The 24706-nt window shown below is 32.5% G+C and carries 21 protein-coding genes and 1 tRNA gene; 9 read left to right on the plus strand and 13 right to left on the minus strand.

Annotated elements, in window-relative coordinates; translation table 11 throughout:
* Genes ABDH49_07530 through ABDH49_07555 form a run of 6 tightly spaced genes read left to right on the plus strand, consistent with a single transcriptional unit; the run spans position 1 to position 7284 of the window.
* Positions 1-651 carry a hypothetical protein gene (locus tag ABDH49_07530; protein ID MEN3046810.1) on the plus strand — a complete coding sequence of 217 codons (651 nt, stop codon included), beginning with the start codon at positions 1-3 and terminating at the stop codon, positions 649-651.
* Positions 629-1417 (plus strand): zinc ribbon domain-containing protein, encoded by a 789-nt coding sequence (locus ABDH49_07535; GenBank protein MEN3046811.1) that lies wholly within the window; start codon positions 629-631, stop codon positions 1415-1417. The genes ABDH49_07530 and ABDH49_07535 overlap by 23 nt, the downstream gene beginning before the upstream one ends.
* Before the next feature lie 9 nt (positions 1418-1426).
* Complete coding sequence (locus ABDH49_07540) at positions 1427-3070, plus strand: tetratricopeptide repeat protein (GenBank protein MEN3046812.1); 1644 nt, start codon at positions 1427-1429, stop codon at positions 3068-3070.
* Positions 3067-4068: a dephospho-CoA kinase gene (gene coaE, locus ABDH49_07545; GenBank protein ID MEN3046813.1), complete on the plus strand. Its 1002-nt coding sequence runs from the start codon at positions 3067-3069 to the stop codon at positions 4066-4068. Before ABDH49_07540 ends, coaE begins: the two co-directional genes overlap by 4 nt.
* A complete protein-coding gene (locus tag ABDH49_07550) occupies positions 4065-5306 on the plus strand; it encodes a SpoIID/LytB domain-containing protein (GenBank protein ID MEN3046814.1) in 1242 nt (413 codons plus the stop codon). Before coaE ends, ABDH49_07550 begins: the two co-directional genes overlap by 4 nt.
* Positions 5251-7284, plus strand: a complete 2034-nt coding sequence (locus tag ABDH49_07555) for a diguanylate cyclase (protein ID MEN3046815.1) — start codon at positions 5251-5253, stop codon at positions 7282-7284. The genes ABDH49_07550 and ABDH49_07555 overlap by 56 nt, the downstream gene beginning before the upstream one ends.
* Positions 7285-7290: 6 nt before the next feature.
* Here ABDH49_07555 and accC read toward each other — a convergent pair whose 3' ends face one another.
* From accC to ABDH49_07585, 6 genes are read right to left on the minus strand one after another with little or no spacing between them, the layout of a single operon-like run.
* Entirely contained in the window at positions 7291-8637 is a 1347-nt protein-coding gene (gene accC, locus ABDH49_07560) for an acetyl-CoA carboxylase biotin carboxylase subunit (protein ID MEN3046816.1), read from the minus strand.
* Positions 8634-11153: a S8 family peptidase gene (locus ABDH49_07565; protein MEN3046817.1), complete on the minus strand. Its 2520-nt coding sequence runs from the start codon at positions 11151-11153 to the stop codon at positions 8634-8636. Before ABDH49_07565 ends, accC begins: the two co-directional genes overlap by 4 nt.
* Before the next feature lie 3 nt (positions 11154-11156).
* Positions 11157-12260, minus strand: a complete 1104-nt coding sequence (locus ABDH49_07570) for a hypothetical protein (protein MEN3046818.1) — start codon at positions 12258-12260, stop codon at positions 11157-11159.
* Positions 12257-13249, minus strand: coding sequence for a hypothetical protein (locus ABDH49_07575; GenBank protein MEN3046819.1), 993 nt, complete (start codon positions 13247-13249; stop codon positions 12257-12259). The genes ABDH49_07570 and ABDH49_07575 overlap by 4 nt, the downstream gene beginning before the upstream one ends.
* Entirely contained in the window at positions 13246-14685 is a 1440-nt protein-coding gene (locus tag ABDH49_07580; protein MEN3046820.1) for a SpoIIE family protein phosphatase, read from the minus strand. The genes ABDH49_07575 and ABDH49_07580 overlap by 4 nt, the downstream gene beginning before the upstream one ends.
* Positions 14682-15257: an STAS domain-containing protein gene (locus ABDH49_07585; protein ID MEN3046821.1), complete on the minus strand. Its 576-nt coding sequence runs from the start codon at positions 15255-15257 to the stop codon at positions 14682-14684. The genes ABDH49_07580 and ABDH49_07585 overlap by 4 nt, the downstream gene beginning before the upstream one ends.
* Before the next feature lie 50 nt (positions 15258-15307).
* Here ABDH49_07585 and ABDH49_07590 point away from each other — a divergent pair, with 50 nt between their 5' ends.
* Positions 15308-15859, plus strand: coding sequence for an NTPase (locus tag ABDH49_07590; GenBank protein ID MEN3046822.1), 552 nt, complete (start codon positions 15308-15310; stop codon positions 15857-15859).
* Here the strand turns inward: ABDH49_07590 and ABDH49_07595 are convergent.
* The 7 genes from ABDH49_07595 to ABDH49_07625 all read right to left on the minus strand — a co-directional run bounded on the left by ABDH49_07595 (position 15841) and on the right by ABDH49_07625 (position 22069).
* A tRNA-Pro gene (locus ABDH49_07595) sits at positions 15841-15915 on the minus strand. The two genes, ABDH49_07590 and ABDH49_07595, sit on opposite strands and share 19 nt — an antisense overlap.
* A gap of 3 nt (positions 15916-15918) precedes the next feature.
* Complete coding sequence (locus ABDH49_07600) at positions 15919-16677, minus strand: CoA-transferase (protein MEN3046823.1); 759 nt, start codon at positions 16675-16677, stop codon at positions 15919-15921.
* A gap of 2 nt (positions 16678-16679) precedes the next feature.
* Positions 16680-17651 carry a CoA-transferase gene (locus ABDH49_07605; GenBank protein ID MEN3046824.1) on the minus strand — a complete coding sequence of 324 codons (972 nt, stop codon included), beginning with the start codon at positions 17649-17651 and terminating at the stop codon, positions 16680-16682.
* A gap of 30 nt (positions 17652-17681) precedes the next feature.
* Entirely contained in the window at positions 17682-18608 is a 927-nt protein-coding gene (locus ABDH49_07610; protein MEN3046825.1) for a 3-methyl-2-oxobutanoate dehydrogenase subunit beta, read from the minus strand.
* A 15-nt stretch (positions 18609-18623) separates the two neighbouring features.
* A complete protein-coding gene (gene porA, locus ABDH49_07615; protein ID MEN3046826.1) occupies positions 18624-19817 on the minus strand; it encodes a pyruvate ferredoxin oxidoreductase in 1194 nt (397 codons plus the stop codon).
* 17 nt (positions 19818-19834) lie between these two features.
* Entirely contained in the window at positions 19835-21499 is a 1665-nt protein-coding gene (locus tag ABDH49_07620; protein ID MEN3046827.1) for an NAD(P)-binding protein, read from the minus strand.
* Between the two features lie 12 nt (positions 21500-21511).
* Entirely contained in the window at positions 21512-22069 is a 558-nt protein-coding gene (locus ABDH49_07625) for a 2-oxoacid:acceptor oxidoreductase family protein (protein MEN3046828.1), read from the minus strand.
* Positions 22070-22309: 240 nt separating this feature from the next.
* Between ABDH49_07625 and secD the strand changes: the two genes are divergently transcribed.
* Together secD and secF are read left to right on the plus strand one after the other, a co-directional pair.
* Entirely contained in the window at positions 22310-23812 is a 1503-nt protein-coding gene (gene secD, locus ABDH49_07630) for a protein translocase subunit SecD (GenBank protein MEN3046829.1), read from the plus strand.
* 12 nt (positions 23813-23824) lie between these two features.
* Complete coding sequence (gene secF / locus ABDH49_07635) at positions 23825-24706, plus strand: protein translocase subunit SecF (GenBank protein MEN3046830.1); 882 nt, start codon at positions 23825-23827, stop codon at positions 24704-24706.

Consider the following 24706-nt stretch of genomic DNA (forward strand, 5'->3'; position numbering starts at 1 on the left):
ATGAAAATAAATAGTATCACTCAAAAAAGAGCTTTTATCGGAAAAGAGTTTAACATGAAGGAGGTTATACAAGAAGAAAAAAGTATATCCTTTTTCAAAAGAGAAAGATATATAAATATTATTTATAGTTCAGAAGATACAAAATTAAGAAAAGAATATTTTGAATCAGATATAAGGGATCTCTTTGTATTTACATTTAGTGATAAAAGGGCCTTTGAAAAAAATAAGGTTTTCAAAGAATTAGAAAAGGGAGTTTATGTTCATTTTCCAAAAGTTGAGCATGCTATTGCCCTTAAATGGTTTTCAAGGGAATTAAAACAAAGAGGTATAAATATAAATGAAACAGCTCTTCAAAGTATAGTTCTAGATAGTGAAGCTAGACTTACAAAGCTAAATAATTATGTGAAACTTTTTGAACTTGGAACACCTATTGAAAACTTTCTACCTGGGACTGAAAAGGATTTAAGAGAATTAGATTATCAATCTATTATCAATATAGTAGTTTCGCTTGTCAGAAAAAAGTTAATTTCCCCAGAAATATTGTGGAAAGTTTATGATCCTTTGCTTTATAATAGAAGAATAAACTATGACTATGAATTAGAAATGAAGCAAATTTTAAGGAGGATTTATGAAAAAAGAAATAAATATTGATGAAATAAAGAATCTTGAGGCTAAACGGAAGGAGTTTCAAGAAAAACTACTTAAGCTTAAAGAAAAGGAAAAAGAAACAAAGCCTCATATTTTTAGAAAGGTCTTCTCAGAATATCAAGAAAAATTGAGGAAAGTAGAAGAGGAATTAGAAAAAAGAAAAGATATACTTAAAGAATACTTAGAAGATCTTTATAATAAAAGAAAAGAAATTGAAAAGGAAAAAATAAAGATAGAAGATGAAATTGAAGAGATCAAACTTAGATATTCTATTGGAGAGTATGACGATACGACTTACAAGAAAATAATGGATAGTAAGAATGTTGAACTTAAAAGGATAAAAGAAAAATTTAACCAGATAGACAAAGAAATTAATGAACTACGCTTTCTGACCGAAAAGGCTGAACCTAAAAAAGTTACTGAAAAAGAATACGAAACTTTAGAGGAATTAAAGGAAGAGAAATTTGAAGAACTTACTGAAGTTGTTGAAATAGGAGAAAAGGGTCGTGAAACAAAAGCTAAATCCAGCGCTGAAATAGAAGAAGAGCTTATAGAAATAGAGGGTCTTTTAGAGGAAGTTACTGAAGTAGGTGAGGAAAAAAGCTTGGAAGAGGTAAGCTTTAATGAAAAGCTTCTTGAGGATTTAGGGAAAGAAAGTAAAGCAGTGGAGAGAGGTGAGGTTATCTGTAAGAAATGTGGTCATAAAAATTCTCCTGATTCTTGGTTTTGTGAAAACTGTGGTGCAGAATTAATAATTGAACTAGAGTAAACTCTAATAATGAAATTTTTCTTACTCTTTTTTCTTTTTTATTTTGCATGTTTTTTTTATAGTAAAGATAAAGAAAACACAATTTTTCTTTACATATTGTATTATAAGACCAGTGAAGAAGGGAATTTTAATAAGGCAAAGGAATATCTTGAAAAACTTTTAGAAATTAAAAAAGAAAGGGAATTATATATAGAGTATATTTTTCTGCTTTATAAAATGAAAGAGTATAGTAAATTGAAAAGAGTTTTTTTGGATTTTCAGAAAAAATTTAGTGTTGACTCAACAGTTGTATACCCCTTTTTATCAGCCTGTGTATTTACCGGTGATTATAAAAATTTTAAAAAGTTTGAAAAAATTTTTAGAGATAAATTCAAAAAAGATAAAAGTCTTTTGTATTTAACTTTTAGTTTGTATCAATCTATTGGTGAATATAACGAGGCACTCTCAATTTTAGATGAGCTTATTAAAATTGATTCTAACAATCTAGCAAGATATCTTTTAGATAAAGCAAGGACTTTGTCACTTAAAAAAGAATTTAAAAGGGCTCTTGAAATCATAGAAATACTTGAAAAAAAGGAAACAATCCCAGAGGTTTTGTTAGAAAAGGCAATTTGCTACGAAGGATTAAATAATACTAAAGAAGCTTTAAAAGTCTATAGAAAACTTATAGATTATCCTGGAATTGAAAGCAAGAATTTATTAAAAAGGATTATAAATTTGGCTATTTCTAATGGAGACTATGAGTTAACAGACTCACTCTTAAAAGATAGAATCGAAGATTATTTTTATGACATTGATCTCATCGAACAGTACGGGTTTATAAAATATATTAAAAATGAGCTTAAAGAAAGTGTTAAGTTTTTTTCACTCGCTTTAACATATAATCCAAATAGTGATTTAGCACACTATTATTTATCAAGAATATTTTATAAAGAAAAGCATATGGAAAAGGCTTTTTATCATATAAAAAAAGCAATAGAAATAAATCCAAAAAGCTCTGAATACTATATTTATTATGCTTTTTTGCTTATTACTGAAGGAAAATTAGATGAAGCTCAAAGTGTGCTAAGGGAAATAAAAGATAAAAATACACCTTCTTACTTTTATTTAAGTGGATTTCTCGAGAGAAAAAAAGGGAAATTAAAAAGGGCAATATATCTTTATGAGAAGGCTTTAAAACTAGATTCACTTGATGCAAATAAGTGGTTTGAGGCTGGTGCTATATACGCAGATTTGAATGAAATAAAAAAGGCATCAAGAGCTTTTAAAAAATCAGTTCAACTTGATACAACCTTCTCGGAGGCCTATAATTACTGGGGTTATATGCTTGCAGAAAGGGGTTTAAAACTTGATACAGCAAAAATCCTTATAGAAAAGGCGCTAAAATATGAACCAGAAAATGGGTATTATCTTGACTCTATGGGCTGGGTATACTACATGATGGGTAAATACGATACTGCTTATATATATTTAAAAAAGGCAGCAGAATATGTACCTAATGATCCTGTTATAATCGAACATCTGGGTGATGTCTATTTTAAGTTAAACCAAATAGAAAAAGCACTAACTTATTGGCAAAAAGCCTTAAAACTTTCACCGAATAACAAAAATCTGAAGAAAAAAATTAAAAAGTATAAAGGAAAAAGGGGGTGAAAGTAATAATAGGTGTTACCGGTAACATCTCTTCAGGTAAGAGTGAGTTCTGTAAGATACTAGAAAAAAATGGAGCCTTTTGGATAGATGCTGACAAAATTGGACATAAAATAATTGATGAAAAAAAAGAAGAAATTAAAAAAATATTTGGGGCCTACCTTGAAAGGAAAGAGATCGCAGAAATCATCTTTAAAGATATTAAAATAAAAAATAAATATGAAAGATGGATTCATAGTGAAATAAAAAGGGAAGTAAAAAAGATTATTGAGGAGGGGAAAGAGGGATATTATGCTGTAGAGGGTGCACTTATCTATGAGGCAAAGGCTGATAGAATCATGGACTATGTAATTTACCTTAAAGCCAGTGAAAATGTTCTATTTGAAAGAGCAAAAAAGAAAGGATACAATTTAGATCTTTTCAAAAGGATACTTTATTTCCAAAATTTACTAAAAAACAAAGAAGAGAAAGCAGATTTTGTGGTAGAAAATGAAGGTGATATAAATAATTTAGAGAAAAGGGCAATAGAAATTTATGATCAAATTAAAAAGAAAAAACCTAAATTTATCTGTGATTCAACTTGTTTAAGAGAGTTAAGATGGTTAAGATTACTTGGATTTGATACTACAAACTCTAACAACATTAGAAGTATTGTTAAGGGCATCTATGAGGAAAAAAGATTTTTATTAACGAGAAAAAAGAGAGTGAATTTATTCCCCACTTGGAAAATTTTCAAGGTTCCTGAAGGAAAATTTAAAATAAGAATTAGAAGAATTATAGATTTTTTTGATTTAAAAGACAAAATTGATATTTTTTCACGATGTACAATATGTAACGGTGACATAGAAGAAATAAATAAGAGAGAAGTTAAAGGGAAAGTTCCATATTATACATATAAAACGCAGAAAAATTTTTATATATGCAAAAAATGCGATAAGATATACTGGATGGGGTCTCATTATTTCTTTTTTGAAAAACATTTTAAAGAAATTATAAATTGATAGGAATTTTATTAATTTTGGTTTTATTATCCTGCGCTAAGAGTGAAATAAAGAAATACTCGCAAGTAGAAAAAACCGAGATAAAAAAGATTTACAAGAAAAAAACTCAAAAGACTAAAGAAAAAAAATTAAAAGAACCCCAGTTGAGAGTTTTAATTTACGAGGATGAAAATCCTATATATATTTCAGGAACTGCCACCTTTTTTGCAATCGATCAATATGGAAGAAAATATAAATTTTATGCTAATGATATATTAAAATTTACAAGAGAAGGAAACGAATCCATCGTATATTTAAATGGAAAAAATCTTAACATCACTTTACCTATTGTTTTTTACGTTAAGGGAGAAGGCTATATCAAGGTTCAGGGAAAAAGATTTAGAGGTGAGATTGAAATTGATCCCTACTTAAGAGTTATAAACAGAGTGAAAGTTGAAGATTATCTAAAATCTGTTGTTCCACTTGAAATAGGAAATCTCTATCTCTCTAGTTTTGAAGCCCTAAAGGCGCAAGCAGTTTGCGCAAGAAGCTACGCCTTGAGAAAATACCTAGAAAAAGAAGGGGACTTTTTTCATCTTTACTCTGATACAAAGGATCAAGTTTATGGAGGTAAGGAAAAGGAAAACGAGATAACGAACCTTGCAATAGAAATGACAAAAGGTGAAGTGCTCGTTTATAAAAATGAAGTAGTTTTAGCATTATACCATTCAACATGCGGAGGGAAAACTGCTAATTATGATGAAGTATTTCCGACTATAGAACCTATAAGTTACTTAAAATCTGTTAATTGTAATTTTCAGGGTAAAAATCTCTGTGAAAACTCTCCTTACTTTAGGTGGAAAAGAGAGTTTAAGAGAAATGAATTTATCGAGAATCTCTCAATTAATTTAACTTCTTTAACTGGTATATCCTTTTTGCCTAGTGATATTATTGATTTTAAAATTTTAAAAAGTCCAACGTCTGAAAGAATTTCGGAATTAGAAATTAAAACAAAAAGAGGAAAATTTAACTTTAAAGGTTTTGAAATCCGAAAGGTAGTTGGAAGAGGCAACCCCTTACCTTCAAATTTTTTTGATTTTAAAGATGAAGGTGATAAGTTTATAATATTAGGCAGAGGGTTTGGGCATGGAGTAGGTCTTTGTCAGTATGGAGCTTTATCACTTGCAAAAAAAGGGGTAAAATATGAGCATATCCTCAAATTTTACTTTAAAAATACAAAAATTAAAAAGATTTATTAGTGAAAGAAAATTAGATTCTTTCTTAATTTTTCTATCATTTTTACTTCTTTCATCGTCTCTTTATACATCAAAGTTCGAAATCGCTATTTCTCCTATTGTTTCAATATTAATCCTTTTTATTTTGATTTTTTTTGTAATTTTAAACTTTTTAAATATCAGTTTTGGTTTAAAAGAAATAACTTTAAAACTTCTTATATTTTCTGCTTTTAATTTTCTCTCCTTTCTTTACAAAACATACTTTAACCTCCTTTCTTTTCTTTTTATTTTAATCTTTTTTGGTTCACCCTTTTTAATACTATTTTTTTCTTTTTTTCCAATTTTAATAACTATTGAAGAAAACGTTTTTTATTCTTTTGCCTTTTTTCTATATTCACTGTTTCTGTTTATTCTTTTATATCGAGAAAAAAGGAGAAACTTACTTTTAAAAGAAGAGATTGAGAAGGTTTCTTCAAAGTTAAGACTCTTTGAAATAGAAAAAGTCCCATCTGAGAAGCTTATAAAGGAACTAAAAAAAGAGGTTTATCCTGAAAAACCGGTTCCACTTTTCAAATTCGCCCTAAATCATTTAAAGGAGGTTTACAGTGAAATTATTCTTCCAAACTCTTTAGCCTTTTTGTTTTATGATCCGCTTGCACAGGGTTTTAGAATAGAAACTTCCTATTCAAAAAAGAAGTTTTTTAAAAACAAAGGAATAATACCCCTATATTCTCCACTTATAAAATTAGCGACAGAAAAAAATGAAAGAATTTATTTCCCTGAATTTTCTGGCTCTGGTTATGATATAGGTCTTTATGAATCTAACATAAAACTTGGATCTATTTGTATTGTTCCAATTTTTTCTGAGGGAGATCTTTACGGCTTTATTTATGCAGATAAAGAAGAAATAAAGGGATTTTCTGAAAATGATCTAAAATTTTTAGATTTTCTATCAAAAGAGACAAACCTTTTTTTAAAATTTTTCATTTTGTTAAAGAATGAAAACCAACTTGCATCAAGGTTTAGAGCCCTTTTTGAACTAGCAAAGGATACAGCAGGTAAATTGCGTTTAAAAGAGGTAGCAGAAAAAATAATATACGTTTCAGAAATTTTAAAGAAAAGTGATGTAATATGTCTTCTTGAAAAAAGATCGGATGAAATAAGATGTATCGCGATCAATCAGGAAAAAGATTGGATTAAAACAGGATCAAAATTTATTCACTCAGAAGACTCAATAATATCATTACTTTTCAAAAGCGGCTTCCCAGTTTTTACTGGAAGAATAAAAAGTTCTATTCCTGTTATAGGAAAGATAAATCCTGATATAAAATCAATACTAGCCTTTCCCATAAAGATTGAAGGAAAAGCAAGGTATGCTCTTGCTCTTTTTTCAAGACATTTAGACTATTTTGATGAAAAAGATAAAGAGATATTTGAGTTTTTAATCCAACAAGCACAGATTTCAATAGAAAAGGCTCTTTTATTTGAAAAAACTTTGGATCTCGCTATAAGAGACTCTTTAACAGGACTTTATAATCATAAAACTTTTCAAGAAAAGCTTTTAGACTCCATTAAGAGAAACATTCCTTTCAGTTTAATTTTAATAGATGTTGATCTATTTAAAAAAATAAATGATACCTATGGACATCCTTTTGGCGATAAAGTTCTTATGAAAATAGCTGAGATTTTAAAGGAAGAGACCGAAAAAATTGGGATACCCGCAAGGTATGGAGGAGAAGAGTTTGCGCTAATAATTGAGGGTTCGAAAGAATATGCAAGATATAAAGGAGAAGAAATAAGAAAAAGAATAGAAAAAGAAGAGTTTTACACTGATGAGGGAGAGAGAGTTTATATTACCGTAAGCATGGGTATTGCCTCTTTTCCTTTAGATACAAAGGAAAGAGGAAGTTTGATAGAAAAGGCAGATAGAGCACTTTACATAGCAAAAAGGAGCGGAAGAAACAGAGTAATTTCCTGGGGTCAAGAGGAAATTTCCCCTTAAAGACCTTTATCTTTTAAGAAATCTTTCAAGAAAGTTTGTATCAAAATTACCTTCGATAAAATCCTTATCCTCTACAATTTTCTTGTGAAGTGGAATAGTTGTGTGAATTCCATCAATAATTGTCTCTTCAAGTGCTCTTTTTAATCTTTTTATCGCTGCTTCCCTTGTTCTCTCATAAACAATTAACTTTGCAATTAAAGAATCATAGTAAGGTTTAACTTCATATCCGGCATATATAAAAGAATCTACCCTCACACCAGGGCCTCCTGGAAAATGTAGCGTTTTTACAACTCCTGGAGACGGCATAAAGCCCTTATCAGGATTTTCTGCATTTATCCTTACCTCAATTGCATGCCCCCTTTTTTCTATATCACTTTGATTTAGCTCTAATTTTCCCTTTTCTTCCAGTTCTATTTGTGTTTTTATTAAATCAATCCCAGTAATAAATTCTGTAACCGGATGTTCAACCTGTATTCTTGTATTCATTTCTATAAAATATAAATTTTTGTTTTCGTCCATAAGAAATTCTAAAGTTCCGGCAGATTTGTACCTAATAGCTTCAGCTCCTCTTCTTGCATATTCCAAAAGCTTTTCTCTAGTTTTTTCATCTATTGAGGGAGACGGAGCCTCTTCTAAAATTTTTTGATGTCTTCTTTGTATAGTGCACTCTCTTTCAAATAGTGTCAGTACTTTGCCCTTTCCGTCTCCTATTACTTGCACCTCAATGTGTCTCGGTTTTTCTATAAATTTCTCGATATAGAGTCTACCATCTCCAAAAGCAGCTTGAGCTTCTGCTTGTGCTGTTTTAAAACTTATCTCAAAATCCTTTTCACTTCTTACTACTCTCATACCTTTTCCACCACCTCCGGCACTAGCTTTTAGGATCACAGGAAAGCCAATGTCTCTTGCTATCTCCAAGGCTTCATCTAAACTTTCAACAATACCGTCAGAACCTGGTATTACAGGAACTCCAGCTTCCTTCATTATCTTTCTTGCCATAGCCTTATCTCCCATCTTTGAAATATGTTCAGGTTCTGGACCAATAAAAATAAAACCAGATGACTTAACTATCTCTGAAAACTCGGCATTTTCCGACAAAAAGCCATAACCTGGATGAATCGCATCACATCCTGTAATTTCAGCGGCTGATATAATCCTTGGAATATTTAAATAACTCTGTGAAGATGGAGCAGGCCCTATACAAATTGACTGATCCGCCAAAAAAACATGCAAGGAATCCTTATCTACCTCCGAATAAACAGCAACTGACTCAATCCCTAGCTCTTTACAAGCATAAATTATTCTAACAGCAATTTCACCCCTATTTGCAATCAGTATTCTTTTTATTTTCATCTCTCCACAATTAATTTAATGTAATCTTTTGATTCTGATGTTTCAAAAGTTATTATGTAAAAACCAGGAAAAATTTTTTCCTTAACATCTAATTTTAAGTTAATAACTTCCTTATATCTACCTAAGGGCAAAAAAGTACTTTTTTCATAAACCTTTTTTCCTGAAGGAGTAAAAATTTTTATAGAAACAGGAGTTAAACTCTCGTTAATAATATAATCAATATTTAAAATATCACCTTTTGTTGGATTTGGATAAACAGAAATTATTCTAGACTTTTCTCCTTCTCTTTGGGGTAACTCAGTTTCTTCAAAATTTAAAGCTTTAAGTGCATCTGGGATACCGTATCCATAAATGTTATCAGGAGAAAGGTACTTTGAAGAGGACATTATTATAGAAAGATATAATTTTCTTGCGTCCCAACTGGGATGAGCTGAAAGAATAGAAGCAGCAAAGCCAGCCATAAGTGCAGTTGAGACTGAAGTTCCTTGGGCTTGAGAGTATGAATAAATAGAATCTCCTGTTTGGGTTATTTCCTTATATAAAGTAACTGATGTATAAGGAGCAACCACATCAGGTTTTATTCTCCCATCTGAAGTTGGACCAAAGGCTGAACCATTCCATATTTTACCGTCAAGCTTTACTCCACCAACAGTTATAACAGAGTCAGCATCGCCAGGTGCTACAATAGTCGTGTCAGCTTTTGTTGTGTCCTTGTGAGATACATTTCCAGCCGCAGTAAAGACTAAAATTCCCTTAGAAAGAGCCTTAGAAGCAGCCCTCGAAGAAATAGCAGTTTTTCCATTCATATCTTTCTTTTCGTACCAATCAGAATAACCCAAAGATGAGGAAACAATATTTGCACCTAATCTATGGGAGAGTTCAAGGGCTTCAACCCAAAAGTCCTCCTCAACTATATTTTCAAAGTTATAGCCTTCAACAGTTTTTGTTCTTTCTGTTTTAAAAAGCAAAAATTCAGCACCAGGTGCTGTTCCTATAAGTTCACCGGGAGTATAGCCACCTATTAGTCCGAGCATTCTCGTTCCATGATAGGCACCTGAAAGGGGATCTGTAAAGTCAGTTAATGGATCAAGGTTAACTTTTTTATCTCCCCTTCTTCTAAAAACCGTAAAATTATTGAAACAGTTTAGATCATCAACAAAGTACTCAAGAATAGAATCTATGGTTCCTCTATAATAGTGATAAATAAAGCCATTTTTCGTATAGTAAATTTTATTCTGAAAGTAAACTGGACTTTTTATAAAAAAACCTGCATCTATGATTTTTTTTGTATAAAGATTAAAGTAACTATCAAACTTTAATTCGTAGAGAGTGTCTCTTTTACTCCCAGATACAAGGAGAACTTGTGTTGTATCCTCTTTGAATCTAATAAAATGAGGTTGACCGGGTGAGAGGATCGTATCTTTTATAACCCTATAGAGTGTATCTAGAATCATAAGTCCTGATATGGGTCTTAAGATCCCCATTTCATATAAAACAAAAATTAAATTATTCTTCTCATTTACTTTTAAAGAAAAGGCTTTTACATTGCGAGAAAATAACACGTTCCTATTTAAGTCTATTATTTTGATAGATAAAGTATCAGAATATACTATGTTTATTTTGTCATTAAAAATAAAAATTTCAAGATCAAAGATAAAGGGAGCGTGAGTTAAAATTTTAAAAGAATCTTTGTGGAGATCTTTATTTAAAAATGAAACAGCAATAGCCTCACTACCGGGAAATAAGATCATCTTATAGGCCAAGTAAACTTTTCCTTTGTAATAAACTGCAGAGGGCAAAAGAGAGATAGTATCAGGGCTTAAAGGAGTTAATCTGTCTCTATATGAAAAGTTATTGTTTAAAAAAATATTTCCGTATATTCTCCAGAGATTTTTGCTATTATCTCTCTCATTTAAAAAGTTATAAAAAATAAATAGTGTATCTTTGTTACCTGTTAGAGAGGTTTTGCCTATATAACCAATTGCCCTTACCTTTGGAATCCCATATTTTAAGTTATTAGCATTAAGGAACATTGAATCTCCACTGTTAAAGTCATAAGTAAACTTTACTCTCTTTCCTTCCCTTATGTGAACTAAGGCAGGATGATTGAGATCAAAACCAGTATCAAATATTGAAATCTTTACATTCTGACCTATAAAGCCTCTTTTATGAACCTCATCGATTTTTAAAAATTTTATAACTTCATAGGAGCTTCCGTAATCTGACGGCGAAAAAGAAGAGGGTTTAAATTGCTTGTAAAATTTTTTACCTCTGTTAACAACATGGTACTCACTTATTAATTTTTTAAGTTCTTTAAATCTTAAAAGGAAAGACGGGAAGTAGCAGGACATAAAGTTTTCCCATTCGGAGATGGCTCTTACCCTAGCTCCCTGATTTTCGAGTATATTAGAGATTCTTGTTATATTATTTGACTTTAACCATAAGTTGAGATAACCTTTTTCCCTGATTATTCCCTCAATTTCTGAGTTTAAAAAAGAAATTAGAAGAAAAATCATATCTTATAACCTCCCTATAGTTTTAAGGAAGAGCGCAAAGCCCTCACTTTCATTTTTTAAAAGTTCTAAGGCCTTTTTTGCAGCTTCGTAATTAGGATTGATTGAAAGAGCATTTTCTAACTCGATCTGAGCTTCCTCAAAAAGTGTTTTTATTTTATAGAAAAAGGCAAGTGCTAAATTAAATCTAACATCAGCGTATTCGGGGTGTTCATCTCTTATTTCTTTTAATTTTAAAATATAGTCATCCACTATCATTTTTGACCTTTCCCTATCAGCGTATCTTGTAAGAACAATAAACTCTTCAAGGATTTCATGTACATCATAGGGTTTTAAAATATTAAAGAATTCCTCAAAAAGTCTTTTTGCTTCCATAATTTCACCATTTTCAAGTAAAGTTAAACCATTTTTAAATTTTTCATTTTTAAACCTTGGATCAAGAATCTCGGCACTTTTAAAAGAAAGCACAATAGTTTTAAAAGGTATTGTTGACCCTGAATTCAGAACAAGATCAAGTAGGGAAAGACCCATTTCAAAGTGAGCTTCAGCATAAGAGGGATTTTTCTCGAGTGCCTTTTTAAGATAGGAGATACTCCTTGTGAATTCCTTTTTTAGTCTAAAAACTCTTCCTGCCCAAAGAAAATAATTAGGATAGTCTCTATCTTGTAACGCTTTTTCGAAAAAAAAGCTTGACTTTTCATAATCCCTTAAGTAGAAGTAAACTTGTCCTAAAACAAAATTTAAGGGACCATAATTTTCGTTCAATTTTATCTTATCTTCAAGTAGTTCCCTTGCTTCTTCAACAAGTCCTATTTTTAACATTTTTTCAGCCAGTTTTACATACATATCTAAAGGTTCCTCTTTCATTCTCTCTTTTATAGAAAGCCATGTTTTAATCTCATTTAATAGATGTTCATGAAAATTCTTTACTATTTCAAAAATTTTTTTCTCCTCTAAAACCTTATCTATCTCAATCCTTTTTACTAAAACTATTTTACCCTCTCTTGTTACCTTTGAAAATAACTCTCCTTGGGCAGATAAGTAGCTTGTTTCAACATAGTAGACCTTATCTCCAATTTCTAGGTGAGAAGAGGTTCCAAACCCTTTCATTCTGTTATTTTTTTCAGTTTCTCTAATCTCTCCTTTGCCCTCTCATAGAGTTTTTTTGTATCTTTATAAGAGGGATTGCTCTTTATAATTACTTCCCAAGATTTTATTGCTTCTTCTAATAGTTCCATCTTATAAAACTCTATGCCCTTTTTGTAATAAAATTCAAGTTCTTCTTCAGTCAGAGAGGGAACTTCCTCTTTTTTTTCCTCCTCTTTCTTTCTTATTGGCCTTTTTACTACTTCCTTCTCGGGTGAGGTCTCTTTCTTTTCAACATAAACTGGCACTTTTTTTGTTCTAACGATTTCCTTTATTAAAATTCTTTTTTTAAAATCAAGTACATATCCAAAATAAAATTTTTCACCAAATAGACCTAACAAAAATTTCATATCGCCTTTTTTAAAGCTAATACCTAAGGAATAAAGTTTCTTCCTAAAAACTTGGATTCCAGAATAAAATTTTAAATTTTCAAAAAAGAAATTTTTTAAATTTAAGATATATGTAAGACCAAGTCTTAAACCAATAGAGTCACTTGTAAAAACTGGCTCAGTGTTTAAAGTAAAACCTCTATGATGAAGAGAAAAACCAAGTTGTGCATGTAAATGGGTAGTATTTGTCTTTAAATTTTGTATTCCTTCAGCGTAAAAACCAAAAGACAAAAAGTTATTAGGAGCATGCAGTAGAGCTTGACCTATACCAAAACCATCTAAGGCTTTATTAACAAAAATTATTTTTGTTCTTATAGAAAAGGAAACTTTTTCTGCATAAGTTCCACCTGAGAAAGAAATATAATTTCTTGAGTCTGATTCAAAAGCAAAATTCCTATAAACTATTGAGAAAAATTTCATCTCAGTTGGGATTTCATAAAAAAAGCCAAGTTTTTCCTCTGGCTTTGTAAAGGCAGAGGTAACCAAACGATCAAGAAAATCAACAGGATAAGAAACTCCCGTTAATCCCTTTAGTAAAGGTAGAGCGTATAAAAATATTATCATTTCTTTCTTATAATCAAAAAAGTTATATCATCTTCAGGTTCTGATTTACCCATAAACTCTTTAACTTTCTCAACCATTTTAATCTTAATTTCCTCTGCACTCTTTCCTTTTTTAACAATTTCATCAAATAAATTGAAGATACCATCTTCACCTAGTATTTCACCCTTTTCATTTTTGATATCATTAAGTCCATCTGTATAAAGAAAGAAAATATCGTCTTTTTCCAATTTGCCTTGGCCCTTTTGCACCATACTAGGGTATTCTTCTTGTGAAACAAAAGAAAAACCAATTGGAACTCCATTTGTTTTGAATTTTTTAACAAGACCTGTACTTGAGGTGTATAGCAGCGGGGGGTTGTGTCCACAGGAAGAGTAGATATAGTTTCCGTTGTCTTCTAGATATAGTAAAAAAAGAGTTAAGAACATATCATCTGGCATTTTGTCTTTTAGGAAGGAGTGAATATTTGCAGCGAAGGCTAAGGGACTTCTTGAAGTTTTATAGTTTGAGTATATAAAAGCCTTTGTTAAGGCCATAATAAGAGATGAAGAAGCTCCTTTTCCTGAAACGTCTCCTATTACACAGAGAGTATGAGTAATAGTCTTTAAAACATCAACGTAATCGCCACCTACGTAGAATGCTGGCTCGTAATAGTAGGAAATTTCATATTCTCTTAAATTAGGTAATTTCTCTGGTAGAAGCATCTTTTGAATTTCTCTTGCAAGCTCTGCATCTCTTTTTAGTCTTTCTTTTTCTATCAAATTTTTTCTGTACTCTATAAGCTTAACTCTCATCTCTTCAGCCACCTTGACTATTTTACCAAACTCATCTTTTGAAGGATACTTTATTTCTTTCTCTAAGTCTCCCTCACCGATTCTTTTGAGAGCATGAATAATATAGTTAAGTGGTCTTAGCGAGATATAGGAAAAAAGAAAGATTGATATTAAACCTAAAAAAAGAAATAGGAAAAAAATTATGGACGCCACTTTTCTAAAGTCCTTTTTTGCTTTCTCAAGTATTTCAGCTGAAAGAGCTAAGTAAACTTTTCCTATATTCACTTTTCCCATAGAAACTTCCTTTTCAAAAAGAAAAAAATTTTGTTTTGCCTTATGAATTCTTAAAATGTCCTCTATATTTTTATTTACTTCTTCATAATCAGGTGAGCCTTTAATTTTGTTATACTTATCAACAATATAGACAAAAATAAGAGATTCTTCTTTTTGAAGTGAATAGGTTAAACGGCTAAGTTCAGCAAGATTTTCATCAATTAAAGGCTCCTTTGCAACCATTGCTAAGGAGGTTGCTAAGGAATTACCCCTTTTATTTAACTCAGCAATAATATAACTTTCTCCCCTCTTAGTTAAAAAATCATAAATTAGATAAGAGAAAAAAATGAAAATTAGGGAAAAAAGAATACTTATTTTAATTTTAAAACTCATTTTAAGAGTTTTTCCTTTAATTTCATGTAAGCAAAGATCAATCTATCTTCTCTTGTTAAAAGTTTCTTTTCTCTTAGTAAGCTCTTAAACTTCTCCAGAGAAATATTTTTATCTATTTTTTCATACATTTTAAAAAGTTCTTCTGGTTCAAGTAAGGGATTCTCGACAACTTTTTCTTCCAGCCATTTCTCTAGCTTGAATGAAGGTTCTTTTTTCTTTTCTATCTCTACCTCTTCTGGAAACTCAGGTATCGATAGGTCTTCTTTATATTCAATAAACCTATAAAGTTCCATTATATCAAATATATTTTTTATTTCGGGTTTCATACCTGTTACTATTACATTTTTATTTTCTTTTTTTGAATAAACACAAAACCTCAAAAGAGCACCATAGCCTGCACTTGAAACATAATCAACATCTTTGTAATTAATAACTATTGTGCCCTCTGACTTACTTTTCACATTTTCTAATACTTCTTTAAAATCATTTACTGTTCTTGTATCTATTTTTCCCCTTAAATTTATATATATAACATCATCTTTTTTAAAAACTTTAGCTTCAAAAAGCTTCATAAAAATATTATAAATGAATTTTTACTCCTTTTTCTCATAAATTTTTTATTATGAAAATCCTTATTACGGGAAAGCCAAGAGCTGGAAAAACTACTTTGATAAAAAGGATATATGAAGAACTTAAGGGTAAAGTAGCTATAAATGGTTTTTTCACCTCTGAAATAAAAGAAAAAAATGAAAGAAAGGGTTTTTTTATAGAAAATCTTGAAGGTAAAAGAAAAATTTTTGCTCACATAGATTTTAAAACAAACTTTAAAGTGGGTAGATACGGTGTAGATATAAGCTCTCTCGAGGAGATAGGAGTTCCAGAAATTATAAAAGCTATAGAAAATAAAACTTTACTTTTAATTGATGAAATAGGAAAAATGGAACTTTTTTCAGAAAAATTTAAGAGCGCTGTTGAAAAAGCCCTTGACTCTCAAATAAATATAATTGCCACTATCTCTATATCACCTCACCCCTTTATTAAAAAAATAAAAGAAAGAAAAGATGTGAAAATTTATGAAATAACTGAGGAAAAAAGAGAATATATTTTCAATAAACTTAAAGATCTTTGTTTAAAAGAACTAATAAAAAGTGACTATCGGGGAGAGGGGATTTGAACCCCTGTCCTCCTGGTCCCGAACCAGGCGCGCTTCCCAGGCTGCGCTACTCCCCGCCTTTATATGTAATACCTTTGAGGATCCACCTCCTCCCTTAAAACCCTTAGCTCCTCCTCAGTTGGCTCCTGTGTTATCTCCAAAGGCTCCTTAACTAAAAGTTCAAAACCAGTATTCCCTATAACATCCTTTAGAGAAACCCCCGGATGAAGAGAAATAACCCTCATCCTCTTTGTTTCCTCGTCAAAATCACAAACAGCAAGATCAGTTACTACCCTATAAGGCCCTGTACCTTCAGGCAAACCAGCCTCTTCTCTTTTTCCCTTACCTGTAAGATATCCGGGGGTTGTAATAAAATCAACTTTTTCTACGAACCTTTTTTTCTCATGCTTCATAATAATGATAGTTCTCCAGCACAAAGAACCTACATCATTTCCACCACCGCTACCAGGTAATCTGACTTTTGGTTTTTCATATGTACCTATTACTGTTGTATTAAGATTTCCATAGGGATCTATCTGTGCCCCTCCTAAAAAGCCATAGTCTATAAAGCCTCTTTGAGCCGTTTCCATTATATCACATATACCTGTAGCGGCAAGAGCTCTGTAAAAAGTTCTTCCCTCACCCACTGCTCTTGGCAACTTTTTTAATATGGCTCCTATTCCACCAAACTCAAATATGGGAATAAGATTAGGAGCATAAAGCTTTTGAGCAAGAGAGGCTGCAAGCATTGGTATACCTGTTCCTATAAAGCAGGTAGAATAATCCTCCATTAACCTCGCCGCCACACAAATCATAAGTTCAGTTTTTGAATATCTCATCTTTACCTCTCCATCCTCTCATATTTTAATTTTAAAAGTTTTTCTATTCCAATCTTCTCAAGATATTCTTGATGATTTTTTACAGATAAAACATACTCTTCCATATATTTTCTTGTGCCCTCAACTGTTTGGGCCATTTCTAAAAACATCTTTAAATGCTCCTCATCTCTTTCATATAGATAGACCATCTCACCAGGATGGGATCCAAAGGGTGCATACACAACAGCATCAGTAAGAAAATAAGGAATTATTGTTCTTTCTGGATAGCGTCTTATCTCATCAGTTGAAACTATTTCTTCAGTGCTTATTATAAGTCTTTTTGAAGCTCTTGCCATTTCAAATGCAAAACCAGAAATACCCTCAATTACAGCGTTTCCATACTTATCACACTTATGAACATGAATTATACCTACATCAAGTATTAAAGCAGGTAAAAGACAAAGTTTTAACCCTGTATAGGGGCATTTTGCAACCTTTGCAGATGAATACTTAAAGGTATCTGAACCAAGCATACTCCTTACTGGAATAAAGGGAATGCCCATAGCTGCAGCTTTAAATCTCCATGACATTGCTCCGTTTGACCACTCCGCAATCTTAACTTTTCCACTTTCAGCAGCCCTTCTGAAAATTGGGGAAAGACCTAAAACCTCATAACCAATATAGGTAACATCCATAGCCTCAACAAGATCTAAGGCTAAGAGGTAATCAATCTCAAGAAGACCTTGGCCAGCAAGTCTTAATCTTTTCTTTCCCTGTCTTGCAATTTCTCTTATAACTGAAAGGGGGGCTCTTACAGTACCATAAAGTTCAACCCCTATATAGTCACCATCATGTACAAACTCCTTAACTGCTTCCTTCTCATCCATTACCTTGTCAACAAGTCCTCTCCTCTTTTTTTCTCTTACAAATTTTCTAAACTCTTCTACATCAGGTTTCTGTATTAACTCTACTTGCCCCTCCTCAATTATTTCCATTTTTACCAAAACTTTTTTAGGGCCTTGAACCTACTTATATAATCCCCTTTCTATGTTATCGATTGTTCCATTTGACCTTCTGTGTTCTTCAAGTAATTTATCAAAATTATAATCCACCATTTTCTGTATCTCATTTATATCGTTTTCTGTTAGGTGTTTAAATCTTCCTTGGAGAATAAGATAATCCTTTACTGGTAGTCCCTTTGGCATGTAATTTATTCTTAAAAATTCCCCATCTTCGATTTCATAAAGAGGAAAGACTTTAGCTTCGACTGCAAGTCTTGCAATCTTAACTGTCAATTCTGAGTCCATTCTCCATCCAGGAGGACACGGACACAAAACGTGTATGAATCTTGTTCCCCTTATTTCTTTTGCCTTTTTAACTTTTTTATAAAGATCAAGGGGAAAAGCTATACTTGCTGTAGCTATGTATGGTATTTTATGTGCCTTCATTATTTCTACAATATTTTTCTTTGGTCTTTGGTTAGGGCTCTCATAAGGTGTAGTAGCAGTCCATGCTTTATAAGGTGTTGCCCCTGATCTTTGAATCCCAGTATTCATATAGGCTTCATTATCATAACAGACATAAATAATATCTTCGTTTCTTTCTGCAACTCCGGAAAGAGCCTGTAGTCCTATATCAAAGGTGCCGCCATCACCAGCAAAAGCTAAAACATTTACATCCTCCTTACCTCTTGCATTCATACCAGCCCTTATTCCACAGGCGGCAGCTGCTGCTGTTTCAAAGGCAGTGTGAAAAAGAGGAACTCTCAAAGAGTGATAGGGATACGGTCCATCAATAATAGTCCAACAACAAGCAGGTACCGTAACAATTGTATTTTTTCCCAATGCCCTTAAAATATGTCTCAGAGCGATCACCGCTCCACATCCCTGACAAGATAAAATCCCAGGATCTAAGAGTTCCTCTTGCAAAAGATCCTCCCACTCAAAGGCCATTTTTTAACCTCCCTTTTATAAACTTATGTTTTCCTCTCTCAAACCAAAAAATACTATATCCTCTTCACCCTTTCTTTTTTCAGCATCTTCAATCATTTCATAAATATCTTTCGGTGTAACGTCCCTTCCCCCTAGTCCTACTATATAGCCGAGGACTTTTGGTCTTCTTTTTAGGGTATAAAGGCAAGATCTTATTTCATTGAAAAAAACACCTCCCAATCCAAAAGAAATATTTCTGTCCACTACAATGACTTTCTTTCTATCACCTAAGATTTCCCTTAATTTGTTGAAAGGAAAAGGTCTTAAGACTCTCATTCTCAGTACACCGATCTTTTTATTTTTTTCTTTTCTTATTTCATTGACAGTGTATTTAAAGGTTGAGGAGGGAGCCCCTGAGACAACTATAACGGTATCAGCATCATCCATCATAAATTCTTCTAAAATTCCCCATCTTCTACCAGTTATACTTTCATATTCCAAAGAGGCATTTTCAATTTCTAAGAGGGCTTTTTCCATTGCCTTTTGTATTTTATACCTCAGCTCCATATATGGACCTGAAGGAGAAACAACAGCTCCTATAGCTACAGGTTTTTGAGGATCAAGTGCCCACGGTAAATTAAGTGGTGGTAAAAAGTTATCAATCTCTTCCTGATCAGGAATTTCAACTGGTTCTGCGGTGTGAGACAAGATAAACGCATCAAGAACAATCATCGTTGGAAGAAAAACTTTTTCAGAAACTTTATATGCTAAGATGATAGAGTCAAGGACTTCTTGGTTTGATTCACAATAAATTTGCATCCATCCAGTATCTCTCTGTGAAATAGTGTCATTTTGATCAGACCAAATTGACCATGGTGCGGCAACGGCCCTGTTTATAACTGCCATCACAATTGGAAGTCTATCTCCAGCAGCCCAATGCAAAAGTTCATGCATTAAAAGTAATCCCTGTGAAGAAGTAGCAGTAAATACTCTTGCACCTGAAATACTCGCACCAATACAAACTGCCATAGCTGAGTGTTCTGACTCAACGTTTACAAAAGTTGCATTGAGTTCCTTTTTTCCACACATTTCTGAAAGTAACTCAACAACAGGAGTCTGAGGAGTAATAGGATAGGCTGATATAACTTGAACCCTTGATAACTTTACTCCATAAGAAACAGCGTGGTTGCCATATAAAACCTTTTTTTCTCTTACTTTAAGCTTTTCCATATTACCCCCCAATAAATTTAGACCATACTTATTATTCCCCTGGGACATTCACTTGCACAAACACCACAGCCTTTGCAAAAATCGTAATCTATCACAGGTTGAGAGTCTTTCCATAAAACCGCCATATCAGGACAGAAAACAAAGCAGTTTCCACAAGAATTACAGTAACCACAGGAAAAACATCTTTTCGCCTCTTTCAGCGCTAGTTCTTCTGGAAGAGTTTTAATCTCTTCTTCGAAGGAATTAATTCTTTCTTCCACAGTTAACTCTGGAGGATGGACAGCTTGTTCTTTTCTAAAGTATTCGGTTTTTATCAACATAAAGGATACAGTCTTAGGAACGCTCTCTTTTATGGTTATATCTTCTCCCCTTAAGTATCTGTTTATACTTTCGGCTGCTTTTTGGGCCCAAGATTCTGCCTCTACAACGGTTGAAGGTCCCTGGATGAAGTCTCCGCCGGCAAAAACGCCTTTCACTTTAGTGGCTGCAGTTTTTTTATCTGCGTAGGGCCATCCATCTTCTCCAAGGTATTCAGGGGGTAAAAGCTTCCTATCAGATTCTTCTCCAATTGCTTTTATAACAAAATCGTATTCATCTTCGTATTCAGAACCTTCTATAGGTACAGGTCTTCTTCTACCAGAAGAGTCTGGTTCTCCAAGTTGCATTCTTTGTATTGTTAAAACGGTTTTGCCGTTTTTTTCCTTTGCCTTAATTGGAAGGACAAGCAATTTAAAGGGAATTCCGTCTTTTTTAGCCTTTTCTTTTTCTTCTTCCAGAGCAGGCATTTCAGCTTCAGTTCTTCTATATAGAATTTCTGGTTTTGCATTTATTCTCTTTAATGTTCTCACCACATCCATAGCAACGTTACCTCCTCCTATGCAGGCCACTCTTTTTTCCCTAAATTTTGAGAGATCCTTACCCATATTAAACTCTTTGAGAAAGTGAACACCAGAGAGAAAGAGTTCTTCTCCTTCAATTTTCATTTTCTTTTCGATCCATGCTCCTGTTGCAATAAACACAGCGTCAAAGTTTCTTCTAAGTTCTTCTAAATCAAGATCTTTTGATAGTTCCCTGTTTGTTTCTATCTTTACACCCATATTTAAAAGCATATCAAATTCTTTATCAAGAATATCTTTAGGCAATCTATAAGGTGGTATTCCGTATCTTAGAACTCCTCCAGGTAGAGACTCTCTCTCGTATATTGTCACTTTATGTCCATATCTTCTTAAGTAGTAGGCAGCAGCCATTCCGGCAGGACCTGAACCAACTATAGCAATAGCCTTACCTGTGTCAGGAGGTAAATTTTTAACTTTGTATCCCCTTTTTAAAATATAGTCACCTACAAACCTTTCAATTTCTCTTATAGAAATTCTCTCATCAAATCTTTTTCTGTTACAACCTATTTGACAGAAGGCAGGACAAACTCTACCTGTAATTGCAGGGAATGGATTTTTTTCAAGGAGAATGTCAGCGGCTTTGTCAAGGTCTTTTTCAATAACATAGTAAAAATACTGTGGAATCTTAGTACCTATTGGGCATGCCTTAGCACAAGGAGCAGCTTTATCTTCTATAATTGGTTTTAAATTTCTCCAAGTTCCTGTCTTTAAAACTCTTGTTGAACCAATTGATAAAGCAATTTCAGGTAATTCATCAATATTTTTGTAAAAGATTCTTTCGTTCATTTAAACCTCCTTTTATATTCCTTTACAAGACAAAAAGGCTTCCTCGGCAGCTTTTATATTCTCTTCTGACTTATCTCCAAACTCCTCCTCGATTGCAGCTTTTAGTTCTTCCATTCCAAAAATCCCAGTAGCTCTTGCAAGGGCTCCAAGTATTGCTGTATTTACAATAGGTTGAGTCTTTGAACCGAGTTTATTTTTGATTGCTATTGAAGTCGCATCTACGGTAAAAACTTTAAAATTAGGGCCAAAATTATGTTCATGAGGTTCTTTGTTAGAATTTATAATAATTTTACCGCCCTCTTTTAGTCCTTCGACAACGTTAATCATTTCAAGTAAAGATGGATCTAGTATAACTACGATATCGGGGTTATATATATTGCAGCGTAAATAAAGTTTCTCTTCAGGGCTAAAAATTCTTAAAAAGGCAGCAACAGGGGCTCCTCTTCTTTCAACTCCGAACTGAGGAAAAGCAAGGGGATAAAAGCCCCTTTTAAAGGCTGCCATAGCAGAAACCTTTGAAGCTACAACAGTTCCTTGCCCACCTCTTCCATGAAATCTAATTTCAATCATTAAAGAGTGCCCTCCTTTTTGAAATAAAAAAACAGGGGAGTAGAACCTTTTACCCCCTACATAATTATAATTACATTTTTTTTTATTTTCAACACTTAGAGTTAAAATAAAATTTTAAATTCTTAATTTGAAGAACTTCCTGTCTTTTCATTATAATTTTAACGATTTTGAAGATTGATGTAATTTCTGAATTTATCAAAAAATAAAGGGTTCTATTCCCAAAATATAAAATTTTTAAAGGTGAAAACATTAAGGTGGAAATTTTTAGTGATTCTTTTAGTTATTTTATTTTCCTTTATATCCCTATTACCAACTATTCAGTACTATTCAATACCTAAAAAAGAACTTGAGAAAAAACCCAGAGAGGAGATAAGAAAACTACTTAACAGAGCACTCTCATTAGGACTTGACCTAGTTGGAGGTATGTATCTCGTTTTAAAGGTGAAAGCCGAGGAAAAAGAAAAAGTAAAAGATGCAAGAGATAGGGTTTTAGAAATAATAAGAAACAGAGTAGATCAATGGGGTGTTTATGAACCTGTAATTCAGCCTGTTGGCGAAGATAGAATAATGGTTCAACTTCCAGGAGTCATGGAAAGAGAGAGAGCAAGAGAAATAATAGGGAAAACTGCTGTCCTAACTTTCCATTTAGTTGAAGATTTAGAAAAAACTAAAAAAGTGCTTGAAAAATTAAACGAATCCATAAAACTACTTTTATTTTTATATAGGGGCGATATTGTGTTTGAGGAAATTTATTTTGACAGTATAAGAAAAATTTTAAAGAAAGAGGATATTAATAACTTATTGCCACCTGATAAAATTATTTTGTTTGGAAAATCCTTTGAGGCAGGGGGAAAAAGGCTAAGATCAATCTTTCTTTTAAATAGGGAACCTGATGTTAGGGGTGAACATATAAAAGATGCTGTACATTCAGTTTATCAGGGAGATGATCCAGTTTTGCAAAACACACCTGTTGTAAACCTCTCTTTTGATAGAAAAGGAACAATAGATTTTGCAAAAGTTACAGGAGAAAATGTTGGAAGGAGACTTGCAATAGTTCTTGACTCTGTTGTTCAGTCTGCACCAAGAATAGCCCAGAAAATACCTACAGGAAATGCACAGATAACAGGTATTGAAACAATGGAGGAAGCAAGAGATTTAGCGGTAATACTAAGAGCCGGAGCCTTACCAGCCCCGGTTGAAATCGAGGAGGAAAGATCTGTGGGACCCTTACTTGGAAAGGATTCAATAAGAAGAGGAATACAGAGTGCAATCTTAGGAGGAATCTTAGTTATGATCTTTATGGCAATTTATTATGTTACGGGAGGCTTTATCTCAAATTTCGCCCTAATTTTAAACCTAATAATAATACTTGCTCTTTTATCGTTTTTTAGGGGTACTTTAACCTTGCCTGGAATAGCGGGTCTTGTTTTAACAATTGGAATGGCGGTGGATGCTAATGTTTTAATCTTTGAAAGAATAAGAGAGGAGCTTAGGCTTGGTAAATCCTTTAAAGCAGCAGTAGAGGCAGGTTATCAGAGAGCCTTTGTTACAATACTTGATGCAAATCTAACTACAATAATTGCAGCTTTAGTTTTAATATGGTTTGGAACAGGTCCTATTAGGGGATTTGGGCTTGTTCTTACATTAGGAATATCTGCTTCATTTTTCACTGCAATTTTTGTTACAAGAGCAATATTTGATTACTTTTTAATAGTTAGAAAAGTTAAAAAACTTGCGATATAAGGAGGAGCTTGAATGGAATTTTTCAAAACACCTAACATTGATTTTTTATCTAAAAGAAGAGTTTTTTTTGTTCTTTCATCCCTTTTAATTTTATCTTCACTTATTCTCCTTTTTGTTAAGGGTCCAACCTATGGGATTGATTTTACAGGAGGAACCCTACTTCATATTCATACTGACAAGGATATAACTACCTCTACCTTAAGAGGTGCCCTTGCCAAAGTAAATCTTGCTAAATCTGAAATTCAAGAAATAAGTTTAAAAGAACATATAATTAAATATTCTGAGGACATAGATCCAGACTCTGTTGTAAATTTTTTGAATAAAAGTTTAAATCTTAATATCAAAGTAGAAAGAGCTGAAAAAGTGGGACCAAGAATAGGGAAGGAATTAAGACTTAAGGCAATTTATGCAGTTTTGATAGGTATGGTACTTATGCTCATTTATATAGCTATAAGATTTAACCTATCTTTTGGAATCGCCTCCATACTTGCTCTGTTTCACGATGTGATAATTACATTGGGTGTATTTATCTTATTATCAAAGGAAATTACAACATCTATAATAGCAGCCTTTTTAACAATAGTGGGGTATTCAATAAACGATTCAATAGTAATTTCGGACAGAATAAGGGAGAATCTAAAAAAAAGACAAGGTAAGTTTATAGATATAGCAAATAGGAGTATTAATGAAACCCTTTCAAGGACGATAATAACAGCTGGAACAACCCTATTAGTATTAATTGTACTTTTATTTTTAGGGGGGCCACTCCTTTTTGATTTTGCCCTTACTTTAATCATAGGAATTGCCGTAGGAACCTATTCATCAATTTTCATAGTAGCTGCCCTTGTAGTAGAATATGAAGAGATAAGATCTAAGAAGTTAAGGAAAAAATAA

The organism is Candidatus Hydrothermales bacterium (assembly GCA_039630235.1).
Taxonomy (GTDB): domain Bacteria; phylum Hydrothermota; class Hydrothermia; order Hydrothermales; family JAJRUZ01; genus JBCNVI01.